The following is a 23,776-nucleotide window of genomic DNA, read 5'->3' on the forward strand; positions in this document are numbered from 1 at the left end:
GAACAGCCGCTTATCCATTGAATTTCAGTAGCTGTTCCTTCTCTGCGTTGTGAAGGTCTTCAGATACCATCATTGCGACTAATTCACTGAAGCTCACTGTCGGTCTCCATCCAAGCGTTTCCATCGCTTTCAATGGCTTAGCTAATAGATAGTCGACTTCTGAAGGACGAAAATAGACTGGGTCAACTCGGACAACGACTTTGTCGGTTTTGGCGTCAATACCTTGCTCAGCAAGCCCATTTCCCTGCCAAACAATGTGGCAACCCACACCGGCAAAAGCCATTTCAACGAATTCTCGGACTGAATGTGTTTCGCCTGTACCAATAACAAAATCATCTGGTTTTTCCTGCTGCAGCATCAGCCACATTGCCTGGACATAGTCGCCGGCAAAGCCCCAGTCGCGTTCTGCGTTTAGATTACCAAGATACAGGCATTCTTGAAGCCCAAGCTTGATTCGGGCGACTCCCTGCGTGATCTTGCGCGTGACAAAGGTTTCTCCTCTTAGCGGTGACTCGTGATTAAAGAGAATGCCATTGCAGGCAAACATATTATAGGATTCGCGATAATTGATCGTAATCCAGTGGGCGAACAGTTTTGCCACCGCATAAGGGCTGCGGGGGTAAAAAGGGGTAGATTCCTTTTGCGGGATTTCTTGGACCAAGCCAAACATTTCGCTGGTTGAGGCTTGGTAATAGCGAGTCACTTTGGTTAGGTCAAGTATGCGAATAGCTTCCAGCAAACGTAGCGCACCCAATGCATTGGTATTTGACGTATACTCCGCAGATTCGAAGGAGACTTTGACATGACTTTGCGCCCCTAAATTATACACTTCATCCGGGCGCGTTTGTGCCAAAATATTGATCAGATTGGCGGTATCGGTCAGGTCTCCATAATGGAGGAAAAGTCTTGCCCCCGTAGCGTGAGGGTCAAGGTACAGTGAATCAATTCTCTGGGTATTAAACAATGAGGAACGACGTTTAATTCCATGTACTTCGTATCCTTTTTCGAGCAGGAACTTAGCTAGGTACGCTCCATCCTGCCCGGTTATTCCGGTAATTAAGGCTCTCTTCACAATTAGAGACTCCTTTCATTATACAGTGGTGAACAAAAAGACCGCACCAGCGGCTTTTCTTAAAATGTTTAGAGTTTTGGAGATGCGTTAGCACAAAGAACGGTTAAAGTGATCACAAAGCGAGACAACAATATTATTTCTTTGCGTCGCTTGCGTTCTTTGCGCGCTTTGCGCTATCTCCCCCGTTCTCCATCATTTTCGCTGCAAAAAGCGGTCTAAATTAAATAGAGATCTGGCTTCAAGCGCCAGCTCACAAAAACAGCGGCCGAAACGGCGAACCCGTGATGCTGCTTCTGCTTTGGCGGCTGATTCCTTGGCTGAGTCGGGACCAGGATTCGCATTTGCCAGCATGCTCGCCATTTTGACAGCGAGGTCACGTGGGCTATCTTTATCAAATAAGACACCATATTCATGCTCTGCGTGAACTGCCAAATCTGATAATATAATCGGTTTGCCGAGTGCACGGGTCTCGCAGACTATCAGGCTTAGACCCTCAAACAGAGACGGCTGGACGGCTAAAAGACAGCGGCGCAGCAACTGAATTTGGTCGACACGCGGAATTATACCCAGTATATGGATTTGATCAGAAATACCAAGTTCGCCGATACAGTGCTGCAACAGGCGAAAATAATCAGGACGCCGATAATCGTGCGTTGGACCGGTGCACACGACAGGGATGGATAAGCCGGCCTGCTTCAATAAGGCAATCGCCTGGAACAAAACAATGTGATTTTTGTGTTGCCAGAATTGATTCGAACAGAGAACAAATTTATCCGGCAGGTTATACTTGGCCTGTATTGCGGCCGGATCAGACGAGAGCCAATCTGCCGGAGGATCGACGCTGTAACGTAATACTCGGGTTTTTGCCGTTGAGTCTGGATAAAAGCGACGAAAGTCGTCTTCGACCGTCAGACTCTTCAGGACAATCAGACGCGCTTCGGCGGCAATGCGCGCAAAGGCAGCATCCCGCCAGGCGAGTTCGCTGGCTGAGAACAGGTCAGGCAAAAAACGATGCTGAAAATCCGGAATCCAGGATGCAGCGCAGAGGCCTGGCCAAACATCTGAATTGACCGGAAAATAAAAGTCGATGTGTGTGAAGAGGTCATCTGTGGGTACTAAAATGGCGCTGGGAATTATCTGCTGCGCAGCGGCGATGTTTTGCCCACAGAATAAAAGGTTATCAAATAAATCGGCGAAGGGTATATAAAGAGGCCAATCGGGAAGGGTCCGGTCAGTGGCGACCAGCAGTAATTTTGGCTGTTCAATGACCGGCAGGGAGCGAACGGCTCTAACCAGCAGTTCAACTGTGGTAAGACCACCGGTCCAGCCGGAACCGCCGACTGCCGCGATGCCGACTCGTAGTGAGGTAATCATCCTAGTCCTCCTATGAGACCGTTGCAAAACCTCCATCTGCGACGCGCATGGATGCGCTAGTGCCGAACGCGCCAAGGATGGCATGGCGTTCGTGCCGTTGCACCCGCGAGGGGTATGCCTAGCAGCTGGAGCTTTTTCAACTAGTCTCAGTTCTTGTAGGAAGCTGTTGTTTCACAACAGCCTTTTATAAGGCTACAGGCTGAGACAGTTTATGAATAATAGTCACTGTTTCGCTCAAGAATCGCGGCATAGTTTCCTGAGAAAGGGTAAATGGCGGGCGTAGATATTTGCCTAAGGTGGTTCCCATCTCCAGCCACGATTGAATATCCCAATTTGCCGGATGCTTAACATGCAACGCGATTGGTGTGTTAACTCGTTTGCATGGCACTTTATCCGGACCTATTAACGGTAGCAGTGCTGCCCAATAATCCCACCATGGCAGTCCAAGGCAAAACTCCTCAGGCGGGTAAAGATCTAGTACTCGTCTGTCAAAGAAAAAGTAATCAAATCCGGCGTGATACATGTTGCCTTGCGTCGAAGACAGAGAATCTACATCAATGCGGGAACCAAATAAAAAGGAGTTTTCAGCTGCTTCAGTAACACTTTGAAGCAGATTTTCTTTCCATAGACAAATGTCAGAATTGACAATCCCGCAGATGGGGTAGTCTGAGTGACGAAAATAGGTAATCAGGTCATCAAAATACACATATGGCTTTCCCCACTTTGCCCGACCGTCACGGTGTGCTGTTACAAATGTAATATCAGGAAACTTTGTCGCTAATTGATAACGTTCTTCGGCGCAGTTAATGGAAACAACATGGAATCCCTGCTGTTTCCAAGTTGCGATGGCAGTTCGCTGATTCTCCTCGTTTCCCGGCATGAGGGAGGTGAGGATCGTTATAGGTTTTCGCGAAATGACTTCAGTCGTAGAGTTAGGAACTGGAGCTATTTTTGCTGTTTCCCGGTAGATTTTCAGCAATTCATTTTCGTAGGACTTTTGCGCTTCCGGTCCGTTAAATAAAGTAGCAACTACTTTGGTCTTGATTTTCTCACAGATTTCCTGCCGCAGCGAACCATCCTCGGCAAGCTTTACAGACCAGTCAACGTATTGATCGGGTGTATGTGCTATGCCTTCTGAGACGCCTAATGATCGAAGCATGGCTGCTCCCCAGCGGCTGCGACTAAGTTCGCCTTCTTGGGTTACGATAGATAGGCCACAGTATAGAGCCTCCAAGTTGGTCGTCCAGCCGCCATAAGGGTAGGTGTCGAGCTGAATATCGGCGATTTTTAATAACCCCATAACGCTCGCAGGATGTGAAACAGGAGAGACGATCAACAGCCGGTCTTCTACCCCAGCCGAGTTAGCCGCAGCTTTTACTCGCTGAGCGAGGTAGTGATCCATTCCTGAGCGACTGGCAAATGGTTTTAGTATAATCCAAGCATTGGGTACTCTTTGCAGTATTTTAACTAACAGGGCGTCGCGTTCTACTCCATGTTTAATGCCGTTGGCGCACGAAATGAACACAACTGCGTCCTCGGGAATGCCTAACTCGGCCCTGGTAATCACTTCTTCCGGTTGCCCAGCGAGGTGTTGGGCGGCGCCTAGGTTTGGTAAACGAATCAGCCGCTCCCTGTACTGAACCTGCGCGTGGGTGGCTTCAAAGTCTCCACTGAGATAGTACTGAATTGTCGGCATTCCGGTGGTTGTTCCGTGTCCGACCAAAGCGCATTGTACTGGCGCCAGCTGCAGTCCGGATAGCATATAGGTAATAGGATCCATGCCGATGTCGGCGTAGATCAGAATATCCAAATCACTACTGAGGATGGCGCGAATGATGGTGGCGAAATCCAGGATATTTGGAAAGTGCTGAAAGTGTTCGGCGTTTTGCTCAAATAGATCGGTCAATACGTCGTGGTATTCGCCAACGACAAATACATGAACATCGAATTGGTTAGGGTCGTGGTGAATAACCCGGTTTACCATATAGAAACTAACTGCCTGTCGGTGGAAGTTGCGCGAAATGTAGCCAACTTTGATCTTTTCACCGGGATTTCGCACTTTCCGGCGATCCATTTTGTTATCCCAGGAGCATAATTTCGACATTTGGAATGCGATAAAGTCGCCAAAAGAAGACAGGGCAGCGACATTGTTACCGCCGGAATAACTGACTCGCCAGAAGGCTGTCATGGCTTCTTCGACAAAGGTGATAAATAGTTTAGTTGATAATCCCTCTGAATGGTTTTTCAGTGCATTGCATATGGGTGTTATGTTCTGAGTCAATTTGCGACGATGCCGGTCGTTTACCTGGAAGTACGGAGTAGCCAGGAACCAGAACGTAATAACAGCCTTATAGCACACCGGTAGTTCAGAATCCCATAAACTTTCCATGTCAATGGTAATTTCGTCAGCACAGAAAGGATAGTACATACTCGCTATCAAGAAGCCGGGATAGCCCATTCCCTTAAACAACTCTACAGTGTCTTTGGAAAGCGCTGGCGTGTATGAATTTGTAGTGGAGAAGGGATTCAGGAATAGGAGGCGCCATAGCGCGATCACTGTCCACTGTTGGGAGTCGTTTAAATCTACCCCGGAAAGAGCGCAACAGGCGAAGACCTGCTTCAGTTTCTCGCGCAGATTTGTACAAGTTAGAGTGAGGACGGTGAGTTCCTTCTGAGAGAGGGCACTCACACGCTGAGGCAGTTTCCGCTGATCCAACCATAGACCTACGATGTCCCAGAAGGGCGTCGCGTCTCTACTAGGTTGAAATGACCGAATGCAAGAAGTGATTAATAGATCGACAAATACGTTTTTTTCCTCTTCGCTCTTTAATTCGTTGCTCTCTAAAAACTGTTTTAGGTGCTCTTTTGTCTGTTCCCAACCAAGTTTCTTAACTTGTTCAAAAAAACTTTCGGCGCATTGCAATTCTGATTCAGATAGTATTGACTGCACCGTATTGTTTGCGTCCACGCATAAACCCCCATTTCTGAAAACAGGCTGCAGCTCGGATTCCCTAAAGGGAGCCTTTGGCTTAGCGAAATCATAGATTTCGAGCCTCAGTCTAAGTTCGCTCTAAGGTTTGTGGCAGGGAATGCTCCCTTCCAAAAGCCAAGGCTCACTTATATATTGTATTTTGTGAGCGGGATGGTGTGCCTGGCAAAAGAAAAACCCCCGGTTTTTCCGGGGGGTCAGAGTGCTAAATCGTGTTGTGGCAGGGAGCGTTACCGAGTTCCGGCACCTAGTCGCTATGGTGGAAGGTGCTAACAGCTATTTGATCGGATCCGCCTTGTGAGGCAGTGCTGAAGACATACACAGGCGTATCTCGTTAAGTAGCAATAAACGAGTAATATGAATATAGTAAACTAAACCAAAATGTTTACGAAGCTGGATAGAAGACATAGTATGCACTGAGTAATAGTTATGGACGAGAACGAAATAGGGGAAGAAGCATATTGATTAAGCAAGCTTCGTCTAAAGGAACGTGGGTTAGATGAATCTGTCGTCACTCAAAAAGTGGGCTGTCCTTTTCTATGCTAACGGTAATAATGAGCTCGAACCTGAAATGCGCTTCGCTATGAACGAAATTGCAATGACGGGGGAAGCTCGAAATCTTCATGTTGTCTTGCAGATCGGGCGAGAGGACTATGAACTTGCAAGGATTATTCGAGGGGAAACACAGCCCCCTGAACCGCATGAAGAATGGGAGGGCGTAAGGCGGTATTCTCTTCTAGGAAACCAGCTCATACTACACGATGAACTAGGGAAGATCAATATGGCTCACCCCGCATCACTCTCAGACTTTCTCGCCTGGGCTTTTGAAAGTTTCCCGGCGGAAAAATACATGATTATTGTTGGCGGACATAGCTGGCAATATCTCGGGACAATGACCGACTATAGTCAGCTTGCGCCCTATATAATGGGCATTCCAGGACTTGTGGAAGCCGTTAACAGTGCCAGCAACCGCGCAGGCGTAGAAGTAGATCTTATATTATTTGATACTTGCAACTTTAATGTTATTGAAGTTGTTTACGAGTTAGGGGTAGATCCATGCCATGCAGTAAAAAACATGGCGACATATTTGGGGCAAGGGCCCATACAAGGATTATCCCCTAGGACTATCATTCAGCAGGCCGACAAGTTCTCCCATCTTGATGATATCGAGGCATTTATCAAAAGCTTTATTAAGGGACTAGGGAGTAGGCTAGTAGCATGCCAGATTAGCCACAGCCAGTTAAGCTGTATAAAGGAGCTTTATAATAAACTTGCTATCGAGTATGTTAGTTTAAAACACAATAGCATAAATTTTCAGGAACTACTTCATGGTAACCCTCAAGACCTTTGGTATGGCACGCTAATGGACTTGAGAGAGAAATTATGCTCGCTAATCATTTTGGCTTCAAACCAGATTCAAGGACAAGGTATTATAAATGTCGCAAGTCAAAGGACAACAAATATTGAAAGCATTAAGCTTTACAGTATGATTAGTTTCGCGAAAGATAATTACTGGACGCATCTATTAAGCGAACAAGATATACGGGAAATTGAACCGGTGCTAAAAGCGCGGGCTCTTTTTGAGCCTATAAGAATTTCAGAGAGAGAGATATGTCGTTATATATCTCTTTTCAATCCAAGTTTTTCACAGGAGCGTATTAGGAAGGTTTTTGTTGATATAACAAAATTGCAAAACTGGAATTTAAACGGTTAGTATTGCTATGGAAATCTCTCACATAAGTTTATTCGCTTACATAATATAACATGAGTAAAACAAAGATGTCAGCAAAACAGCATAACGAAAAATAATTTATTAAGGAGGCACCCAAACATGGGCGGACCACTTATTTTAATGGGAATTGATGCTGAAGATGGAGGTCCTGGCGGCCATGGGCCAATCACAGTATATGAAAACATTGTAAACAGCATTTTAAGCGATGTGACCAAAGCTGGCTCAGGTATACTGGTTATCGGCGGCGGAAAGGATACCACCCCTCCTGTCGATAATGTGACTGACTTTTGGGACACGATTTCTACAGCTATCGGTGTTCCCGTGACTTATGTGAATGGAGCGGCAGCAATCGCCACCCAGCCCTTCTCAAGCTTCTTAATGCTCGCAGTTGTCAGCAGTGAACCTCAAACACCTTCCGGGGGACTCACTGAATTGGAAAACCTTTCATTAAACACCAGGCAGACTGACATCGCCAATTTTATAAACTCAGGCGGCGGCCTTCTGGGATTTTCCCAAACTGGCTTAACCACTCAATTTGCCTATCTGGGGGGAGTAGGGAGCATCACAACTACCAGCGGCCTTAATTACAACACTATTGCACCAACACCGGCGGGCACGGCTGTCGGTATCACCACTGACCTGAATGTTGACTTCTGGCACGAGGTATTTAATACCTTTCCAGCGTTCTTGCAAATACTGGCCCTCAATGACACAGTGGGTAACCCTGGTTTTGGCATACCTGCAGCTATCGGCGGAGCCGAAGTAGTAGTCCCGATAAGAGGGATATCGTTATTTTGAATCCGATAATGACTTTGGTCCTAATAGAAGCATAGTCGAGAATTCAATAGCGGAGATACCGACAGAAAAGCGCAGGCCAATACACCTTAAGTGGTGCCAGCTTGCGCTTTTTCATGTCGGAATGGTAGAGAAGTGGATTGTTAATTTGGAACGAATGCTTTGGGGACAGCCCCTTGGGTCTGCCGTAAGCACGCAGCCGATAAAGAAAAACCCCCGGTTTCCCGGGGGTTAAGCTTAAGGTCAGAGGTTGCAAGGGCCGTTGCCACACTGCGGTACCCATTCACTATGACGGAGAGTTGCGGCGGTAGTATTTCTTTCATCGGTGTCGTTTGAGGTTGTAGTGAAGACGTATATACCAGGGATGACGCCAGAAATTTGGATTTCGTATTGTCTAGGGATATTGGTGAACTCGACCTCGTTCGCAGTACAAGTTCGAACTGTGAATGACCTGTTGCCGAAACTAGATTTTGTAATAGTTGGTGACGTGATATTGTACGCTTGGATTGTTACAGGACGGTTAGCTGCATTGTTGTTCAGAACTTTTACGAGTATAGTCGTGCTATCGGAACGAGGTAAGAATATTGGCCCGGTTGTTAACGTACCTGAAAAGTCACATTTTTTAGTATTATTATTGATAATCTGGATTGTTTCGTTGATGTCAATGATCTCATTCTTAATCTCTTCGAGGCCGAAGAACTTGTTATTAACCGAGCTGTTGATGGCGACGACGATCTTGTTGATGTCAATGATTTCATTTTTGATTTCGAAGATGCCTTTAGTGCCATTGTTAACCGTATTGTTAATGGCGACGACGACGGTGTTGATATCGATGATTTCGTTCTTAATCTCGTTGAGACCAAAGAACTCATTGTTGACCGAGTTGTTGATGGCGACGATGATCTTGTTGATGTCAATGATTTCATTTTTGATTTCGAAGACGCCTTTGTTGCCGTTATTAACTGTGTTGTTGATGGCGGTGATAATTTTGTTGATGTCAATGATTTCATTTTTGATTTCGAAGACGCCTTTGTTGCCGTTATTAACTGTATTGTTGATGGCGGTGATAATTTTGTTGATGTCAATGATTTCATTTTTAATCTCGAAGACGCCTTTCTCTCCATTGTTGACCGTGTTGTTAATGGCGATGATAACGTCATTGAGGCAGCCACCGCTGACATTAATATTGTTGATGGCCTCAAATAGGTCGTTTATGGCTTCGTTGATCTGGATGATCTCGTTCTTAATCTCGTTGAGGCCAAAGAACTTGTTATTGACCGATTGGTTAATAGCGACGACAATGCTATTGATGTCAATGATCTCGTTTTTGATTTCGAAGACGCCTTTGTTGCCATTATTAACTGTGTTGTTGATGGCGGTGATAATTTTGTTGATGTCGATGATCTCATTTTTGATTTCGAAGACGCCTTTATTGCCGTTATTAACTGTGTTGTTGATGGCGGTGACAATCTTGTTGATGTCGATGATCTCATTTTTGATTTCGAAGATGCCTTTCTCTCCATTGTTGACCCGTTGAGGCCAAAGAACTTGTTGTTGACCGATTGGTTAATAGCGACGACAATGCTATTGATGTCAATGATCTCGTTTTTGATTTCGAAGACGCCTTTGTTGCCGTTATTAACTGTGTTGTTGATGGCGGTGACAATTTTGTTGATGTCGATGATCTCATTTTTGATTTCGAAGATGCCTTTAGTGCCGTTGTTGACGGTGTTGTTGATGGCCGGAGGTTTTATTGTTAATGGTGTTGTTGATGGTGGTAATGATCTCATTTAGGTCGATGATCTCATTCTTAATTTCGAAGACGCCTTTTGTGCCATTGTTGACGGTGTTGTTGATTGCGGTGACAATGCGATTGATGTCAATAATTTCATTCTTGATTTCAAAGATACCTTTGGTACCATTGTTGACCGTGTTGTTAATGTCAACAACAACTTCGTTGATATTTGTCAGAAATTCACAGAAATTGCACGTGTTTTTGATAGAGTTAACTACTTCGTTGATAATAATTACTTCGTTCAGAATGGCAGTGCTAGTGATGTTGATTTCGATAATCTCATTTTTAATTTCCGGCAAGCCGAAGATAGTGTTGTTGATAAAACTTTCGATGAACTTGATCTCATTTTTGATTTCTGGCAAGCCAAAGGTAGTATTGTTGATAAAACTTTCGATGAATCGGATCTCATTTTTGATTTCTGGTAAACCAAAGGTAGTGTTGTTGATAAATCTTTCGATAAATCGGATCTCATTTTTGATTTCCGGCAACCCGAAGGTGCTGTTGTTGATAAAATCTTCGATAAACCGAATCTCATTTAACAGGATGCAGACCGCGACGCGCTCTGCCTTACAGACACTAGGCTTTTCATCCAGGCAGTCTAATACGCACTTTGTAACATCTTTAAGCTGCTTGAAACAGTTGACAAGTTCTATAATGTTCGGATCGCAGCAATCGCATGGAAATTCGCAGCAGCTAAAGCAGTTGCCATGGCTCATTGTGCAGCTGCTTCTATCGGTTTTGCCGGTCTTACTGCTTTTGTCGGTCTTATCAGGTTTGCCGTATCGAATGTTGCTTTCGTCCAATATTTCTCCCTCCCTTTCATGTATTCCATTACCATTATATGTAGAGTTGCTTATCGGGGTGAAGGAACGGGATATGGCAAATCGGATAAAAATAGGCACTTTGGTGTTTTCTTATGACGACTTACAGAAGAAAGCAGAACGGGTACATGCGTAACCGTTTGATACTGCCAACATATAATAATCTGCGAAGAACCAGTTGCAAGAACTGAGTTGTCATCGGGGAGGAGTTAAAGCCTTATGGATTCAGATAGCACAAACCTCCTTGTATTGGGGAATACGTTATTCGGAAGCGGTAAATTTGAAGAAGCGGCAAAATGCTACATGAAATACCTGCAGCAAAATCCCGGAGATCTGACCGCACTTTTTCACCTCGGGCAGGCTCTTTTTCAAGCGGATAATCTGGATGAGGCGGAGAAATGTTTCCGCCATTTGGTTGCGGTTATTCCTGGGAATAGCGCCTCTTTATGGCTACTGGCCAGAACGTTGATGAAGAAAGGCTCTCTAGAAGAAGGGGCTCGTTTCTACGAAAAGGTTGCGGAACTTGTACCCCAAAATGCCGCAGTTGCCTTTGAATTTGGAGTGCTTTATACCAACCAAGGACGGTATGAGAAAGCGATAAGTAAATTTAAGCAGGCGTTGCAGTGGCAACCTGATTTTGCTCAAGCGGAGCAATATCTGCGCCACACGGAAAGTATCAGAAAAAGCCTGTGTCAACATGCGGCAAATGCGTTCCTGCTTTTGCAAGGTGGGCAATATGAACAGGCCGAACAGGTATATAGAAGTATACTGGGGGATCATCCCATAAGCGCACTAGCTAGTTACTTTCTGGGACACGATGATGATGCGACTGATGCGCTGCAATTCGCCCATGCTCTGCGCTATTACTGGACAGATCAACTGCCGCAGGCAGATTCTCTCTGTCGCCAAGCATTGAAAAAAAATACGGAGAATGGTTGGGCTTACGTTATTCTAAGTTTGATCGCGCAACGAGTGGGAAGAACAGATCTAACAATTGAATACTTCGCGAAGGCCATGGCCAATTCTCAACCATCTAGGCCGAGCAAAAGCGGCCAGCCCAAGTTTCTTCTGATTAAAGCTTGGGGAAGCGGTTTTTGGTCCGACTTTGAGCACGTATTAGGGCAAATCCTCTGGGCCGAAGTATTGGAACGAGAACCGATAGTGTATTGGGGGCCTGAAAGCCTATATAGTAATGGCGATGAAGAAGAAATATTTACTAAGTTTTTTCAGCCTATCTCTAAGTACTCAATCAGCGATGTGCTAAAAGAGGGGCTTGATTATTACCCCGATATCTGGAAGCGAGACAACTTGTTGCATTATGATCGCCAGGCGAAGCTTAGCCGCTACCGTTCGGAGTCATGGGGAGTTGATTTTCTCGGGCGGTCTGAGGACGTCATTGTTAGTGATATCCACATTTTTGTTGATGTTTTACTGCCTTGGATTCCCCGGCAACATTGTCAGCATGACTGCGCTTCTATAGATATCTATCGGTATATCATAAATAAATATATAAAGCTCCAGCCTTATCTTGCTACGCGCATACAGGAGTTTTATGAACAACATATGCGAGGACATAATCTTATCGCAGTTCATGTAAGAGGTGGAGATCGAACCGAATCAGTGATTAAGTTGCGTGAGAATAACGAAGAGTACTTTCGTGCCATTGACCAGATTTGTTCGGTGTACCCCGCGATGCAGCTGTTTTTGTTAACAGATAGTGAATTTATTCTGAATGAGTTTAAACAAGTATACGGTGACAGAGTTTTATACACTGAATGTACTAGAGCCGTTGGGTCTTACGGTGTACACTACTTGGCGAGAAATGAGAATGATAAACAGGCAATGGCAATGGAAACAGTTGTGGATGTATATCTGGCTGCCAAGTGTGATTACTTTATTGGCTGCAATTCGAATGTATCCACAATGATAGCACGCTTAAAATGCTGGGAGAAAAACACTATATTTATTTTTGGTCATTTGCCCTCTACACGATTATAGGAGAACAGGCAAAAATAGCCTTAGCCCTTATTAGTAGACGGCTGAGGCCTTACTGTTTATTTGACTATATATTACCCGTTTTGTATTGCTCGAATATAATGCAACATGTAGTAACAACCGAAACCGTAAGAGTGGTGAAAAAAGTGGATATTTATCAACTGGTCCAGTCCCATCTTTCAGTGATTGAACAGCTACAAGCACATAATTTGAAGGGTATTCAAGAATTTGCCCAAGTCTGCCAAAAAGCACTGCAAAGCGGCAATACGTTGTTTTTCATGGGAAATGGAGGTAGTGCTGCCGATAGTCAGCATTTGGCGTCTGAGTTCGTCGGCAGGTTTGTTAAAGAACGCCGAGGTCTGCCGGCGGTCGCTTTGAATACTGATACATCAATATTGACTGCTATCGGCAACGACTATGGCTTTGAGAACATCTTTTCCCGTCAGGTAGAGGCGTTGGTCAATTCCGGTGATGTGGTTGTGGGGTTATCTACATCAGGGAAAAGTCCGAATGTGGTGAAGGCTATCGAAACAGCCAAAGCAAAAGGTGCCGTAACAGTCGGTCTAACTGGAGACAATGGCGGAAGACTGCAGGGGTTGTGCGATATCTGTATTGTTGTTCCCACAGGTATAACCGCCCGGATACAAGAAGCCCATATTTTAATCGGACATATCGTTTGTGAATATATTGATCAAGAGGATTTACCAGAATGTTTAAAAACTGTGATACCGTAATAACGTTTTTAGAGCACAAGGCGAGAAGTATTCGTGTCTTGGTAGTGGGAGATGTCATGCTGGATCGGTACTATTCCGGCGATGTCCGGCGAATTTCTCCCGAAGCCCCGATTCCGGTGGTGTCGGTTAAGGGAGAGCGGGATATTTTGGGCGGAGCAGCCAATGTGGCGCTAAACCTCTTGCAGTTAGGATGCGGAGTGAAACTTGTTGGCGTAGTTGGGGGAGATGACAACCGGAAAAGGCTGTTGTCCATCATGAAAGATACAGGAATGGATGAAGCAGGGTTGATAATTGATGATCGACCTACCACCACGAAACTTCGAGTTATCAGCGGTCAGCAGCAAATGCTCCGGTTGGATTTTGAGACAACGAGAGCCATCAGTCGAAAAACGGAACAACGGATAAATACTTATATCGAAACAGAGCTAGAGCGGGGATTGGATGGCATAATCATATCTGACTATGCGAAAGGGGTATGCACTACTGCTGTCTGTAAATTTGCTATCGCGCAAGCGGCGGCAAGGCATATTCCGGTTCTTGTTGATCCGAAGGGGGCGAACTGGAAAAAGTATGCCGGGGCGCCATATATTAAACCAAACATAAAAGAATTGGAAGACGTGCTGTGTAAAAGGGTAGTAAATGAGAACAACGCAGTAGAGAGAGCGGGAGTTAGAGTAAAAAACCGATTCAATATTGATAGCCTAATATTGACTCGGTCTGAAAAAGGGTTGAGTCTTGTGACTGGTGACAAAACAATCCATGTTCCTGCCCTCTGCCAGGACGTCTTTGATGTCTCCGGAGCAGGAGATACTGTTATTGCCACCATGGGTGCTGCACTATTTGGCGGAATTGAAAAGATCGATGCAATTCTACTGGCTAACCTTGCCGCATCAATCGTTATCGGAAAGGTAGGAACATACGCTATTCATGCCCGAGAATTGTTAGAGGCAGTGTGTGCTAAACGGGGAACAAATTTGAACTGGCAGGAGGTGGCGCATCAATGATTATCGTTACTGGTGGTGCGGGCTTTATCGGCAGCAATTTAGTAAATGGTTTGAATGCAGAAGGACACACAGATATCCTTATCGTAGATGACCTGGGAGCAAACAACAAATTCAAGAACTTGGTTGGGCTGCGCTATTTTGATTATTGCCATAAGGATGAATTTGTTAGATCCCTGGAAGCAGGCGCTTATGACTCGATAAATATTCAAGCATTGTTTCATCAAGGTGCTTGTTCAGATACTATGGAATACGATGGTAACTTTATGATGGCAACAAACTATGAATACAGTAAGAAGTTATTACACTATTGCCTGAAGCGGCGCATCCCGTTTCTCTATGCTTCATCCGCTTCTACTTATGGCAGCGGCCAAAATGGCTTTCGGGAAGAGGAAGCCTGCGAATCTGCACTGAACACTTATGCCTTTTCTAAATTGTCGTTTGACCGGTATGTTCGTCAATTACTACCCCAAGTGAACAGCTTGGTTGTAGGCTTAAGGTATTTCAATGTGTTTGGCCCCCAAGAACAACATAAGGGAAGAATGACTTCGATCTTTTATCAACTATACAACCAGATGAAAGATAATGGATATATAAAACTGTTCAAAGGCGCCGATGGCTGTTGTGACGGTGAACAGAAAAGGGATTTCATTTATGTAAAAGATGTGGTTAAGATAAACCTTTGGTTTTATAACAATGGTGGGCAAAGCGGCATCTATAACTGTGGAACCAGTAAAGCGCACAGTTTTAATGAAGTAGCTCAGGCAGTGATCAATTATTTTTCCAAAGGATACATTCAGTACATAGAATTCCCCTCAATTTTAAAAGACAAATATCAAAATTTCACCGAGGCGGATGTTGCCCGACTATTAGCAGTTGGCTATGATGGTGGATTTCACTCTTTAGAAGACGCGATAACCGAGTACTACACTTGTATGGATAAGACAGGAGGTTACCTCCACCTAGCTATTTCTTAAGCCTTGCTTGTAAGGAGAGGTAGAATGCGAATTTTTCACGCCCTTCAACAGCTATTTACAGCAGATCATCAAACTTTCGCTGTTGGAGTGTATAGGCAGTTTTTAAATCGTCAATTGGATGGTGAAGATTTAACAGTATTAGTGAATGACTTGCTTGCCGGAGGGGCAAGAATTGACGTATTAAAAAATATCGTAATAAGTCCTGCATTTGAGCAACTACTGGCTGGGGTGCCTAGATTGAGTGTAATTGAATCACTGCAGGAAGTAATGTGTAAAAACGATTATGAATTTGTGAAACGGCTTTACACCGTCCTGTTTGGCATGGAACCCAAGCTGACGCAGATTCAACACGGTGTAGATTTGCTGCATGCGGGAGCGTCGAAGGCGGATGTATTACAAGACCTAATGCTAAGTGAGGAGATGATGATAAGGCTTTCCCAAGCACAGCTGGAGCAGGGCAATAAGCTTCGCTGCAGCATTGCAAATACACTAGTATATATTTTGGGGATAGATGAACATGATTTTATAACAGTGCTATATCGGGAACTGCTGGGCTGCAATCCAGAACAGCAGGAGTTCATCGTGTTCTCTAAAGCTTTACGTACTGGCATGTCAAGAACAGATTTATACAAAATGATAATTCAAGGCAACAGGTTTGCCGGACTTGCTCAAAGTGTGACATCTCAAAAATGCATGGGGATCTTGCGGGAGCTCATGGAGATTACGGATGAAGATGTCTTCGTCACTGAAATATATCGCGAATGTTTAGATAGAGATCCTGACCCGGCGGGACTGGCAACCTATGTGTATCGTTTAGAAACCGGCACACCAAGGCCTGAAATCATTCGATCCGTCTTAGTAAGCGATGAGGCGGCAAATTTATACTATTTAGCGAGAGATGAGAAACCCCGGCAGGTTCGGGTTGCAAACTTGTCGCAACTGTGGCCCAACGCACCGCTATCTAATTGCTTTAGAACGAGTGTGAAACAATTGCTCCGGCAGCGTAATTTCCCGGACTCAACCAGCCTCTTGGTCAAAACAGGCGGATTAGGTGACTGCGTGCAAATGACCGCAGTTGCCAAAGCCTTAAAAACTAAGGAGCCGAACCGGCCGATTATTGCTGTTGTTGGCGACAATAGTTCGCTATTTGACCAACATCCCTATATTGATGCGGCCATTGAATTACGGTACAGAAATGGACTTGAATTGATCGGCAGCGTGATAGGGCTTACAGAAAACGTATTTGATTTGTATTATGTTAGTTGTGCTTATGGAACATGGCAGAATTCTGACTTTTTTTGGAATACTATATGGTATTATCAGCATTTTCCCCAGTCCGGAACACGGCTTGATGAATTCAATATGCATGTTTGCGACCTGATGCTGTATTCTCTTGGCCTTGAACAATATGCCAACTGCAACGATGTGTATATTAACCCGGATGAGGTGCCGGAAAAAATCCCAGGCGACTATGTGATCGTTTGTGATAGCGCAGGCAGCGCTCAAGGGGCACTAAAACGATGGTCGGCAGAAGGATGGAGTCAATTGATCAATTGGCTGCATCTGCGGGGGATTATTCCTGTCCAACTTGGCCCGGCAACAGAAGAACTGCTGCATCCAAGGGTTATGGATTTGCGGGGAAAGACGACCCCGAGACAAGCAGCTGGTTATCTCAAATTGTCGAAAGGTTATATTGGCATTGAGGGCGGGCTGTTTCATCTTTCTAAGGCTGCGGGAGCGCCTGCTGTGGTAATATTCGCCTCAACTTCAGCAACTTGCTTTGCTTATCCGGATACGCGAGTGGTTACGAGAAGACAGTGCCGTCCGTGTTGGTGGACTGACACTTGGATTCAGGCGGAATGTTTGCGAGGTTGTAAATCTTGTTTAAACCTTCCCGATTGGGAAAGTGTTGCTGCCGAAGTATCAAAAATGTTGTCCTAGTAGTCCACCAAGTCTAAAGCCATAGGATGAATTGCGCGAGATTTTCGTCCAGCAAGGCGGAGGAGCCGCGCAGATCGGCAATCTGTAAGGTGACGACAACGCAGTTGGGCGGGAAATATCGCGCCAAGAACACTGTGGATTTGGGCTTGGCGGACTACTAGTATCCCCCATGCGTGGAAGGCCGTCGCCCCCCAAAAAAAAGCCACGCCTTCTTATGAAAGGCATGGCTTTTTGGGGGGATTAATTGGGTATAGTGGAGGCGAAATTGCAGGCTAGAATACCGAGTTAATCGCAGTCGCTGTCGCTGTTGCTATCGCTGCAGCAGTCGGTGCTAAAACCGCAGTCAAGCTCGCGCAGGATCTTATCCAGTTTTCTCTCCAGCTTGTCAATCTCACGTAACACTATGCAGATGAGAACCTTTTCTTTTGTTACATGGGTTAAGTGCTTGTGTCCACATTGTTTTTTGACACACTCAAGCTCTTTCTCAAGTTCGCACAGACATTTACAAATGTCGTCCTCATCACAGCAACATTCTTTATGCACTTTCTTACATTCTTTCTCTTTCATCACTTAAACCTCCTGAATTTTGTTTTAATTAATGTGGCTCTAATTCATAATATGTTTCGAAAGTATTTATGGTACTTCAAATTCGTTCAAAAGAGCATGGAATGTTATGTTTTTTTTCGGATGGGTTTCTCAAAATGAAAATAGTCGGAAAGCATTGCTACTGCTTTCCGACTATTAATGAACGTATGTTCAGGCATTGTTTCGTTCTAACTGATTCGCATGCCAGCGTTTCTAGTTGTTAGTATTTGAGTTGGCAGGATCGCCTTTATCTCTGCGTGAGCCCCACAGCATCTGCAGGCTCATCAAACCGAAAAATGCACTGAACAGCTTTTTCAGGATCGGACCGGGTGTTACATTGGCGATGTAGGCGCCAATTGCACCGCCAACTGCAATTCCAACGGCTAGATACATAGCAACCTGGTAATTTACCAGTCTTTTGCGATGCAAATTGATTACGCCGATAATTGCAATGGGAACGGTTGCGGCAATTGCTGCTGCCTGAGCGGAATGCTGGGCTAAACCCATGAAAGAAACGGCGGCTACAACTAGAATGCCGCTGCCGCCAATACCAAGCAGTCCGCTCAGCATGCCAGTTGAAAATCCGGTTGCTAAACCAATCAGAATAGTTTCCGTTGACATGCCTATCACTCCATTCCCATCTTTATAGCCATCAATAATGCGACAACTGCCCAAATTCGTTTCAAGACAATGGGCCGTATATGTGGCATTAGCGACGATCCGACAAACGAGCCTACAACCCCACCGACGGCGAACAGGACTGTGAGGGACGGGTCTAGCTGACCGAACGAGTGATAAATTGTAGTGCTGACAATAGCACCGGGAATAACCACCGCCAATGATGTGGCGCTGGCCATGTGCTGTGTCAAGCCAAGGATGTAAGTCATGCCAGGGACCATGACGATTGCGCCGCCGATACCAATTAAGCCACTGACTATGCCTGCGGCAAAGCCAATGATTAAGGTCTTAACTTTCCACACGATAATTCCCCCAAGACCCTGAATTGAGTTGCGAGCCATACAATAACATTGTAGAATAGATATGCTAGAAATTAGGTGTCGGAAACAGTAAGGAGTATGCCATGTTCGGGTTTGAACTTTTTAAACAAACGACATATCTTCATGTCTGCCGTCTGGTGGAAGAAGGTCGTTATGGAGAGGCTTTGCCGCTCTTACACAAGCTAATTACCGATGGTGAGACAGGCGAGGACATCGTTGTGACTGCTTTATCTTGCGCTCTTCATCTGGAGAACTGGGAGTTAGCAAGTGATTATGTTAAACAGATAGAAAAAAACGAATATGACGGACCAGACGCCTTGTTTTGGTTGGCGGATTATTACTTCGGCAGGGGCGATACCGTTGCCGGACAGAAAGCGTTAAATACGGTGCTGAAAACCTATTCGGAAGACACCTGCCTGCTTTGGGACATTGCGGATATGCTGACAGACTATGGGTTCGATGAAGAATATTGGGAAGTATTGCGAAAAATAACTGTGATCAAAACACGGGATGCCTATCAATTGCTTGATCAAGCAGATGCGTTTCTGACTCTGGAGAACCGGCATGACGCTGCTGCTAAGGCGTATGAAGCGGCGCGCCGTTTACCCAAAGATAATCGCTATGATCTTTTTTATGCTGCATCTGTGCTGGAACAGTGCGGCGAAACACGAAAAGCGCTGGAAACCTATCAAATCGGTAATGATAGTTTCACCGGGGATGCCGATTTTGTACTAGGGATTGTACGCTGCTTGATCTCCCAAGGCGACTTTGCTGCAGCTGAAGCTGAGCTAAGCTCGGCGCGAACCCAGAACCCAGATTTGCCGGGACTGGACGCAGCCGCTAGAGCGGTAGCAAAAGCGAAGCGCAAAATCGTCGATTTCCAGTCATACCGGAAGCGCAAAGATAATCAAGAAGAATAGTACGTTAGGCCGGAGCAGGAGCTCCGGCCTTTTTTCTTTAAGCTATTTATAATTATTCAGGCGTTTTGAAGGCCTGTTATGCAGGGACGAAACACTAGCGCCACGAGATGACACGAGTGCCACTACACGATAATCGAATGAATAATAACGATACTTTTTGCCACTAGTGTACCGATAGTGCCGCTCGTGTTCATCGTGTTTTCGTATCTTTTACAAATTCACCGCGTTTGCGCTACGGCCAGGTATCCAGCCTTCTTCAATCATGCGTAGCATGACCTGGGCTGCGTTGAGAGCATCATCGAGCGCTAAATGGCTGAGCCCCTTTTGAACGATTTGCCGTTCTTCAAGAGCGTGTTTTAACGAGTGACGGCGTTCTAATTCATAGAACGATTTGTATTCTTCCGCCAAGTCGATATAGTCATCCCAACAGAAGGGGCAGGGAAGTTTATAGCGTAAGCAGGCATTTTGAATGACGTCGCGGTCAGCATTGCCCCAAGCTGCAAAAAACGTAACACCAGGCTGATAATATTGGCCGATAGCGGTCAGCATGGCTTCGAACGATATACCGCCATCCACATCTTGCTGTTTGATCAGGGTGATATTTCTGCACTCTTCCGTCAGCTTTGGAAAGTACCGCGGCTTGACAAAGACTTGATATGGCTCGGTGAACTCATATCCTGGCGGATTTAATAGCACGGCACCGGCTTCAATGATTTCAGGGAAGAAGGCCCGGGGACGGCCATAGGCACCATTAAATGTAGTAAACTCGAAATCGGCGACTAAAATGTTACGTTGTCGCCAATCGATTGCTGCGACTGTCATACTGTTCTTCCTTTCTCAACGAGATAAAGTAGACTTAGCTTCAGGTGGGGGTTTAACCCCATCTGAAGGTTAGTTGCCCTTATCCAGGGACTTAGTCGCTCTTACTCCCGCCTGTAGAGGCGGGAGTCTTAGAGCGAGTTAGTCATCGGATAAATCGCTATTATCTTCTCCGCGTATATGGCTATTCCCTTTAAGTGGTAGCTGTTTCCGTGTGGTTGTTTAAAAATGCCTTAAAAATATATACTCTCTTTCTAAGCAGGAAGTATAAAAAAGATATGGAAATAGTTTCTATTATTAGAGGACACTATGAATAAGGAGAGGGTAGATATGCAATATCGTACACTCGGGAATTCGAATCTTGCGATCTCTGAACTTGGTTTCGGCGGCATCCCTATTTTGCGTTTGCCGACAGACGAGGCTATCAGAGTGCTTCGGCATGCATATGAACAAGGCATCACCTTTTATGACACGGCGAATGCGTATCAAGACAGCGAAGAAAAAATCGGCAAAGCATTTGCCGGTATGCGCGATAAAGTAGTTATTGCAACAAAAAGTATGAAACGGGATGCAACAGGTACTACAGAGCATATTAACAACAGTCTTACAATGATGCAAACAGACTATATTGATCTCTTTCAATTCCACCAAGTTGCGCAAGATAGTGCGTGGGAGCAGATAACTGGCCCCGGTGGCGCCCTGGAAGCCGTGCTGAAGGCGCAACAGGCGGGAAAAGTTCGTCACATCGGGGTGACTTCCCACAGTCTGCCAATGGCGATCAAGTTAATTCAGACCAAGTTATTTGTCACAGTGCAGTTTCCGTTTAACTTCATTGAAAACGCACCAAGCAGCGAACTGCATCCGCTGGCTGAACAACTCGGTCTGGGAATTATCGGCATGAAACCATTCGCTGGTGGCGTAATCGACGATGCTGCTCTGGCGTTTGCCTTTTTGCGGCAGTATCCGGCGGTTATTCCCATTCCAGGCTTTGACTCGGTGGAATCGGTCGATCAGATTGTCGGTTTTTATCAGAAACCTAACCATTTGACTGAGTCAGATCTCGCAAAGATGGAACTTTATAGACAGGAACTAGGCCGGCAATTCTGCAGACGCTGCGAGTACTGTCAGCCTTGTCCGCATGGTGTCATGATCACTCCTGCCATGGGTTATAAGGTGCTTGCTGGTAGAATGTCAGCAAAAACGGCGGTAAACTTCAATCGTCAGGCTATGGAAAGCATCGATAAATGCATCCAATGCGGAGTATGTTTGCCACGATGTCCATATAATCTGCCGATACCGGAGATTCTGCATAAATACTATGATCTCTACCAAGAGCACTGTAAAGAATTCGGCCAAGAATAATGTGATTATTTCCGGGAAATTGGCGAAAATAAAGAGTAGACTATAGTATCGGCAGAACGTATCGATATGGCAATAATAGTGCAAGCTGCTATGACCATCTGCTATTGACACTCAGAGGGTATTACTGTATGATATATACAAAATTTAATATTGTCTGGATAGAGGAGCGAAGACCATGAGTAGGTGTCAGGAGTCGCCAGCAAAGATTGGCGCTAAAAGGGGTCATCGCCGAAGCGATTAACCGCAGGCAAAGGTAAATTGCTGGGCTTATGCTAAACAGGTATAAGACTGTCACCTGACTGTAGGTGGAGTGCTATCTTGCAAGCGGGATTTGACAATGTCTGCCTAGCGGCTGCGAGAGTACTTGCTGCCGCTTTATTTTTTAGTTGTAAAGTATTGCATTGTTTCTGAAAAAACTCCGGGAGGAAAGTATAATGGCTGAAAAGAAATTGCCTTTTACAAAAGAACAACTAGAATCAATTATTCAAGAATATCCGACACCTTTGCATATTTATGATGAACAAGCAATTCGGGCAAACGCCAGGAGACTATTGGCTGCGTTTTCCTGGGCTCCGAAATTTAAGGAATATTTTGCTGTCAAGGCAACGCCAAATCCGCATATTCTTTCATTATTGCGCGAAGAGGGAATAGGCGCGGACTGCAGCTCATTGGCTGAACTGGTTTTAGCAGAAAAGAGCGGCATTACCGGCGAGAACATCATGTTCACCTCAAATGATACTCCGTTTGAAGAATACCAGAAGGCACGCGAATTGGGAGCTATCATTAATCTTGATGACATCACTCAAATCGCCTATTTAGAGAAACATGCCGGTTTACCGGATCTCATTTCGTTCCGCTACAATCCGGGACCGTTGCGGGGCGGCAATTCGATTATCGGTAATCCCGAAGAAGCGAAATATGGCTTGACCCGCGAACAAATAGTTGAAGGTTATCGTATCCTTCGGGATAAAGGTGTCAAACGATTCGGCATCCACACAATGGTTATATCGAATGAACTGAATCCAGCCTACTTCATAGAAACTGCCAATATGATGTTTGATCTGATCATTGAGATTCATCAAGAACTAGGAATTCGCATTGAAATGGTCAACTTTGGCGGCGGTATCGGCATTCCTTACCGCCCTGAGCAAGAAGCTGTCGACTTAGAACTGATTGGCAATGGCGTTCAAGCTGCCTATGAAGCAAAGATTGTCGCTAATGGACTGGCTCCGCTGACGTTGGCGCTCGAATGTGGTCGTGTTATCACTGGCCCCTACGGCTATTTGGTGACAAGAGTTCTGCATAAAAAAGAGATTTATAAAAACTATATCGGTGTCGACGCCTCCATGGCCAACCTGATGCGCCCAGGCATGTATGGGGCCTATCATCACATCACTGTCGTCGACAAAGAACATGAACCATTAAGCCACGTGTATGATGTCTCCGGCGGTCTCTGTGAGAATAACGATAAGTTTGCGATTAACCGCAAACTGCCGAAAATAGATATCGATGATCTGCTTGTGATTCATGACGCTGGTGCGCATGGTCATGCAATGGGCTTCAATTATAATGGCAAGCTGCGCTCTGCCGAAGTGTTGCTTAGACCAGACGGCAGCGCAAAATTGATTCGCCGAGCGGAAACACTTGAGGATTTGTTTGGAACCTTAGATTTCAACAGCTTATAGAATAAACTCACAGAAGCCATAGGAACCGGCCAAAACTGGAAAATGGGCACTAGAGGAAGATCGCCGCGCTCTGCTCGTGATGACACAGTTTGTCATTGCGAACGGAGTGAAGCAATCTTCCTCTTTTTTAGGCTTTGAAGCGAGGTTGCGTTTTACCGCAGAGAACACAGAGGGGGCGGTA

The 23,776-nt window shown here is 45.4% G+C and carries 19 protein-coding genes and 1 riboswitch; of the genes, 11 read left to right on the forward strand and 8 right to left on the reverse strand.

The window, feature by feature from the left end; genetic code table 11:
• Positions 1 to 10 precede the first annotated feature (10 nt).
• The 3 genes from gmd to AXX12_RS01180 all read right to left on the reverse strand — a co-directional run bounded on the left by gmd (position 11) and on the right by AXX12_RS01180 (position 5,414).
• The gene (gene gmd / locus AXX12_RS01170; RefSeq protein ID WP_066236943.1) at positions 11 to 1,072 is read right to left on the reverse strand and encodes a GDP-mannose 4,6-dehydratase; all 1,062 of its coding nucleotides are present in this window, start codon (positions 1,070 to 1,072) and stop codon (positions 11 to 13) included.
• A 192-nt stretch (positions 1,073 to 1,264) separates the two neighbouring features.
• Entirely contained in the window at positions 1,265 to 2,446 is a 1,182-nt protein-coding gene (locus AXX12_RS01175) for a glycosyltransferase (RefSeq protein WP_066236948.1), read from the reverse strand.
• Between the two features lie 184 nt (positions 2,447 to 2,630).
• On the reverse strand, positions 2,631 to 5,414 hold the full coding sequence (locus AXX12_RS01180) for an O-linked N-acetylglucosamine transferase, SPINDLY family protein (protein WP_066236950.1): 2,784 nt from the start codon (positions 5,412 to 5,414) through the stop codon (positions 2,631 to 2,633).
• 520 nt (positions 5,415 to 5,934) lie between these two features.
• Between AXX12_RS01180 and AXX12_RS01185 the strand changes: the two genes are divergently transcribed.
• The 3 genes from AXX12_RS01185 to AXX12_RS01195 all read left to right on the forward strand — a co-directional run bounded on the left by AXX12_RS01185 (position 5,935) and on the right by AXX12_RS01195 (position 9,756).
• Complete coding sequence (locus AXX12_RS01185; RefSeq protein WP_066236952.1) at positions 5,935 to 7,149, forward strand: clostripain-related cysteine peptidase; 1,215 nt, start codon at positions 5,935 to 5,937, stop codon at positions 7,147 to 7,149.
• A gap of 117 nt (positions 7,150 to 7,266) precedes the next feature.
• On the forward strand, positions 7,267 to 7,965 hold the full coding sequence (locus AXX12_RS01190) for a hypothetical protein (protein ID WP_066236955.1): 699 nt from the start codon (positions 7,267 to 7,269) through the stop codon (positions 7,963 to 7,965).
• Between the two features lie 1,278 nt (positions 7,966 to 9,243).
• On the forward strand, positions 9,244 to 9,756 hold the full coding sequence (locus tag AXX12_RS01195; protein ID WP_066236958.1) for a hypothetical protein: 513 nt from the start codon (positions 9,244 to 9,246) through the stop codon (positions 9,754 to 9,756).
• On the opposite strand, the gene AXX12_RS01200 is transcribed toward AXX12_RS01195, so the two are convergent.
• Entirely contained in the window at positions 9,673 to 10,560 is an 888-nt protein-coding gene (locus AXX12_RS01200) for a hypothetical protein (RefSeq protein ID WP_066236961.1), read from the reverse strand. The genes AXX12_RS01195 and AXX12_RS01200 overlap by 84 nt on opposite strands.
• A 237-nt stretch (positions 10,561 to 10,797) precedes the next feature.
• Here AXX12_RS01200 and AXX12_RS01205 point away from each other — a divergent pair, with 237 nt between their 5' ends.
• The 5 genes from AXX12_RS01205 to AXX12_RS01225 all read left to right on the forward strand — a co-directional run bounded on the left by AXX12_RS01205 (position 10,798) and on the right by AXX12_RS01225 (position 17,226).
• Positions 10,798 to 12,576 (forward strand): tetratricopeptide repeat protein, encoded by a 1,779-nt coding sequence (locus tag AXX12_RS01205; RefSeq protein ID WP_066236964.1) that lies wholly within the window; start codon positions 10,798 to 10,800, stop codon positions 12,574 to 12,576.
• A gap of 143 nt (positions 12,577 to 12,719) precedes the next feature.
• Entirely contained in the window at positions 12,720 to 13,307 is a 588-nt protein-coding gene (locus AXX12_RS01210; RefSeq protein WP_066236967.1) for a D-sedoheptulose-7-phosphate isomerase, read from the forward strand.
• Positions 13,283 to 14,311: a D-glycero-beta-D-manno-heptose-7-phosphate kinase gene (gene rfaE1, locus AXX12_RS01215; protein ID WP_066236970.1), complete on the forward strand. Its 1,029-nt coding sequence runs from the start codon at positions 13,283 to 13,285 to the stop codon at positions 14,309 to 14,311. The genes AXX12_RS01210 and rfaE1 overlap by 25 nt, the downstream gene beginning before the upstream one ends.
• A complete protein-coding gene (rfaD, locus tag AXX12_RS01220) occupies positions 14,308 to 15,285 on the forward strand; it encodes an ADP-glyceromanno-heptose 6-epimerase (protein ID WP_066236973.1) in 978 nt (325 codons plus the stop codon). Before rfaE1 ends, rfaD begins: the two co-directional genes overlap by 4 nt.
• Before the next feature lie 24 nt (positions 15,286 to 15,309).
• Entirely contained in the window at positions 15,310 to 17,226 is a 1,917-nt protein-coding gene (locus AXX12_RS01225) for a DUF4214 domain-containing protein (RefSeq protein WP_066236975.1), read from the forward strand.
• 285 nt (positions 17,227 to 17,511) lie between these two features.
• On the opposite strand, the gene AXX12_RS01230 is transcribed toward AXX12_RS01225, so the two are convergent.
• The 3 genes from AXX12_RS01230 to AXX12_RS01240 all read right to left on the reverse strand — a co-directional run bounded on the left by AXX12_RS01230 (position 17,512) and on the right by AXX12_RS01240 (position 18,791).
• On the reverse strand, positions 17,512 to 17,793 hold the full coding sequence (locus tag AXX12_RS01230) for a hypothetical protein (RefSeq protein ID WP_066236977.1): 282 nt from the start codon (positions 17,791 to 17,793) through the stop codon (positions 17,512 to 17,514).
• A gap of 231 nt (positions 17,794 to 18,024) precedes the next feature.
• The gene (locus tag AXX12_RS01235) at positions 18,025 to 18,432 is read right to left on the reverse strand and encodes a sulfite exporter TauE/SafE family protein (RefSeq protein WP_066236979.1); all 408 of its coding nucleotides are present in this window, start codon (positions 18,430 to 18,432) and stop codon (positions 18,025 to 18,027) included.
• Between the two features lie 5 nt (positions 18,433 to 18,437).
• On the reverse strand, positions 18,438 to 18,791 hold the full coding sequence (locus AXX12_RS01240; RefSeq protein ID WP_331711618.1) for a sulfite exporter TauE/SafE family protein: 354 nt from the start codon (positions 18,789 to 18,791) through the stop codon (positions 18,438 to 18,440).
• 101 nt (positions 18,792 to 18,892) lie between these two features.
• Between AXX12_RS01240 and AXX12_RS01245 the strand changes: the two genes are divergently transcribed.
• Positions 18,893 to 19,729 carry a tetratricopeptide repeat protein gene (locus tag AXX12_RS01245; RefSeq protein WP_066236985.1) on the forward strand — a complete coding sequence of 279 codons (837 nt, stop codon included), beginning with the start codon at positions 18,893 to 18,895 and terminating at the stop codon, positions 19,727 to 19,729.
• A 210-nt stretch (positions 19,730 to 19,939) separates the two neighbouring features.
• Here the strand turns inward: AXX12_RS01245 and kapD are convergent, their stop codons facing one another.
• Positions 19,940 to 20,551 carry a 3'-5' exonuclease KapD gene (gene kapD, locus AXX12_RS01250; RefSeq protein ID WP_066236988.1) on the reverse strand — a complete coding sequence of 204 codons (612 nt, stop codon included), beginning with the start codon at positions 20,549 to 20,551 and terminating at the stop codon, positions 19,940 to 19,942.
• A gap of 327 nt (positions 20,552 to 20,878) precedes the next feature.
• On the opposite strand from kapD, the gene AXX12_RS01255 reads away from it, so the two are divergent.
• Positions 20,879 to 21,910, forward strand: a complete 1,032-nt coding sequence (locus AXX12_RS01255) for an aldo/keto reductase (protein ID WP_066236991.1) — start codon at positions 20,879 to 20,881, stop codon at positions 21,908 to 21,910.
• 151 nt (positions 21,911 to 22,061) lie between these two features.
• Positions 22,062 to 22,234: riboswitch (Lysine riboswitch) on the forward strand.
• A gap of 110 nt (positions 22,235 to 22,344) precedes the next feature.
• Positions 22,345 to 23,595 carry a diaminopimelate decarboxylase gene (lysA, locus tag AXX12_RS01260; RefSeq protein WP_066236993.1) on the forward strand — a complete coding sequence of 417 codons (1,251 nt, stop codon included), beginning with the start codon at positions 22,345 to 22,347 and terminating at the stop codon, positions 23,593 to 23,595.
• Positions 23,596 to 23,776 lie beyond the last annotated feature (181 nt).

Origin of the sequence: Anaerosporomusa subterranea (assembly GCF_001611555.1) — a bacterium.
Lineage (GTDB): Bacteria > Bacillota > Negativicutes > Sporomusales > Acetonemataceae > Anaerosporomusa > Anaerosporomusa subterranea.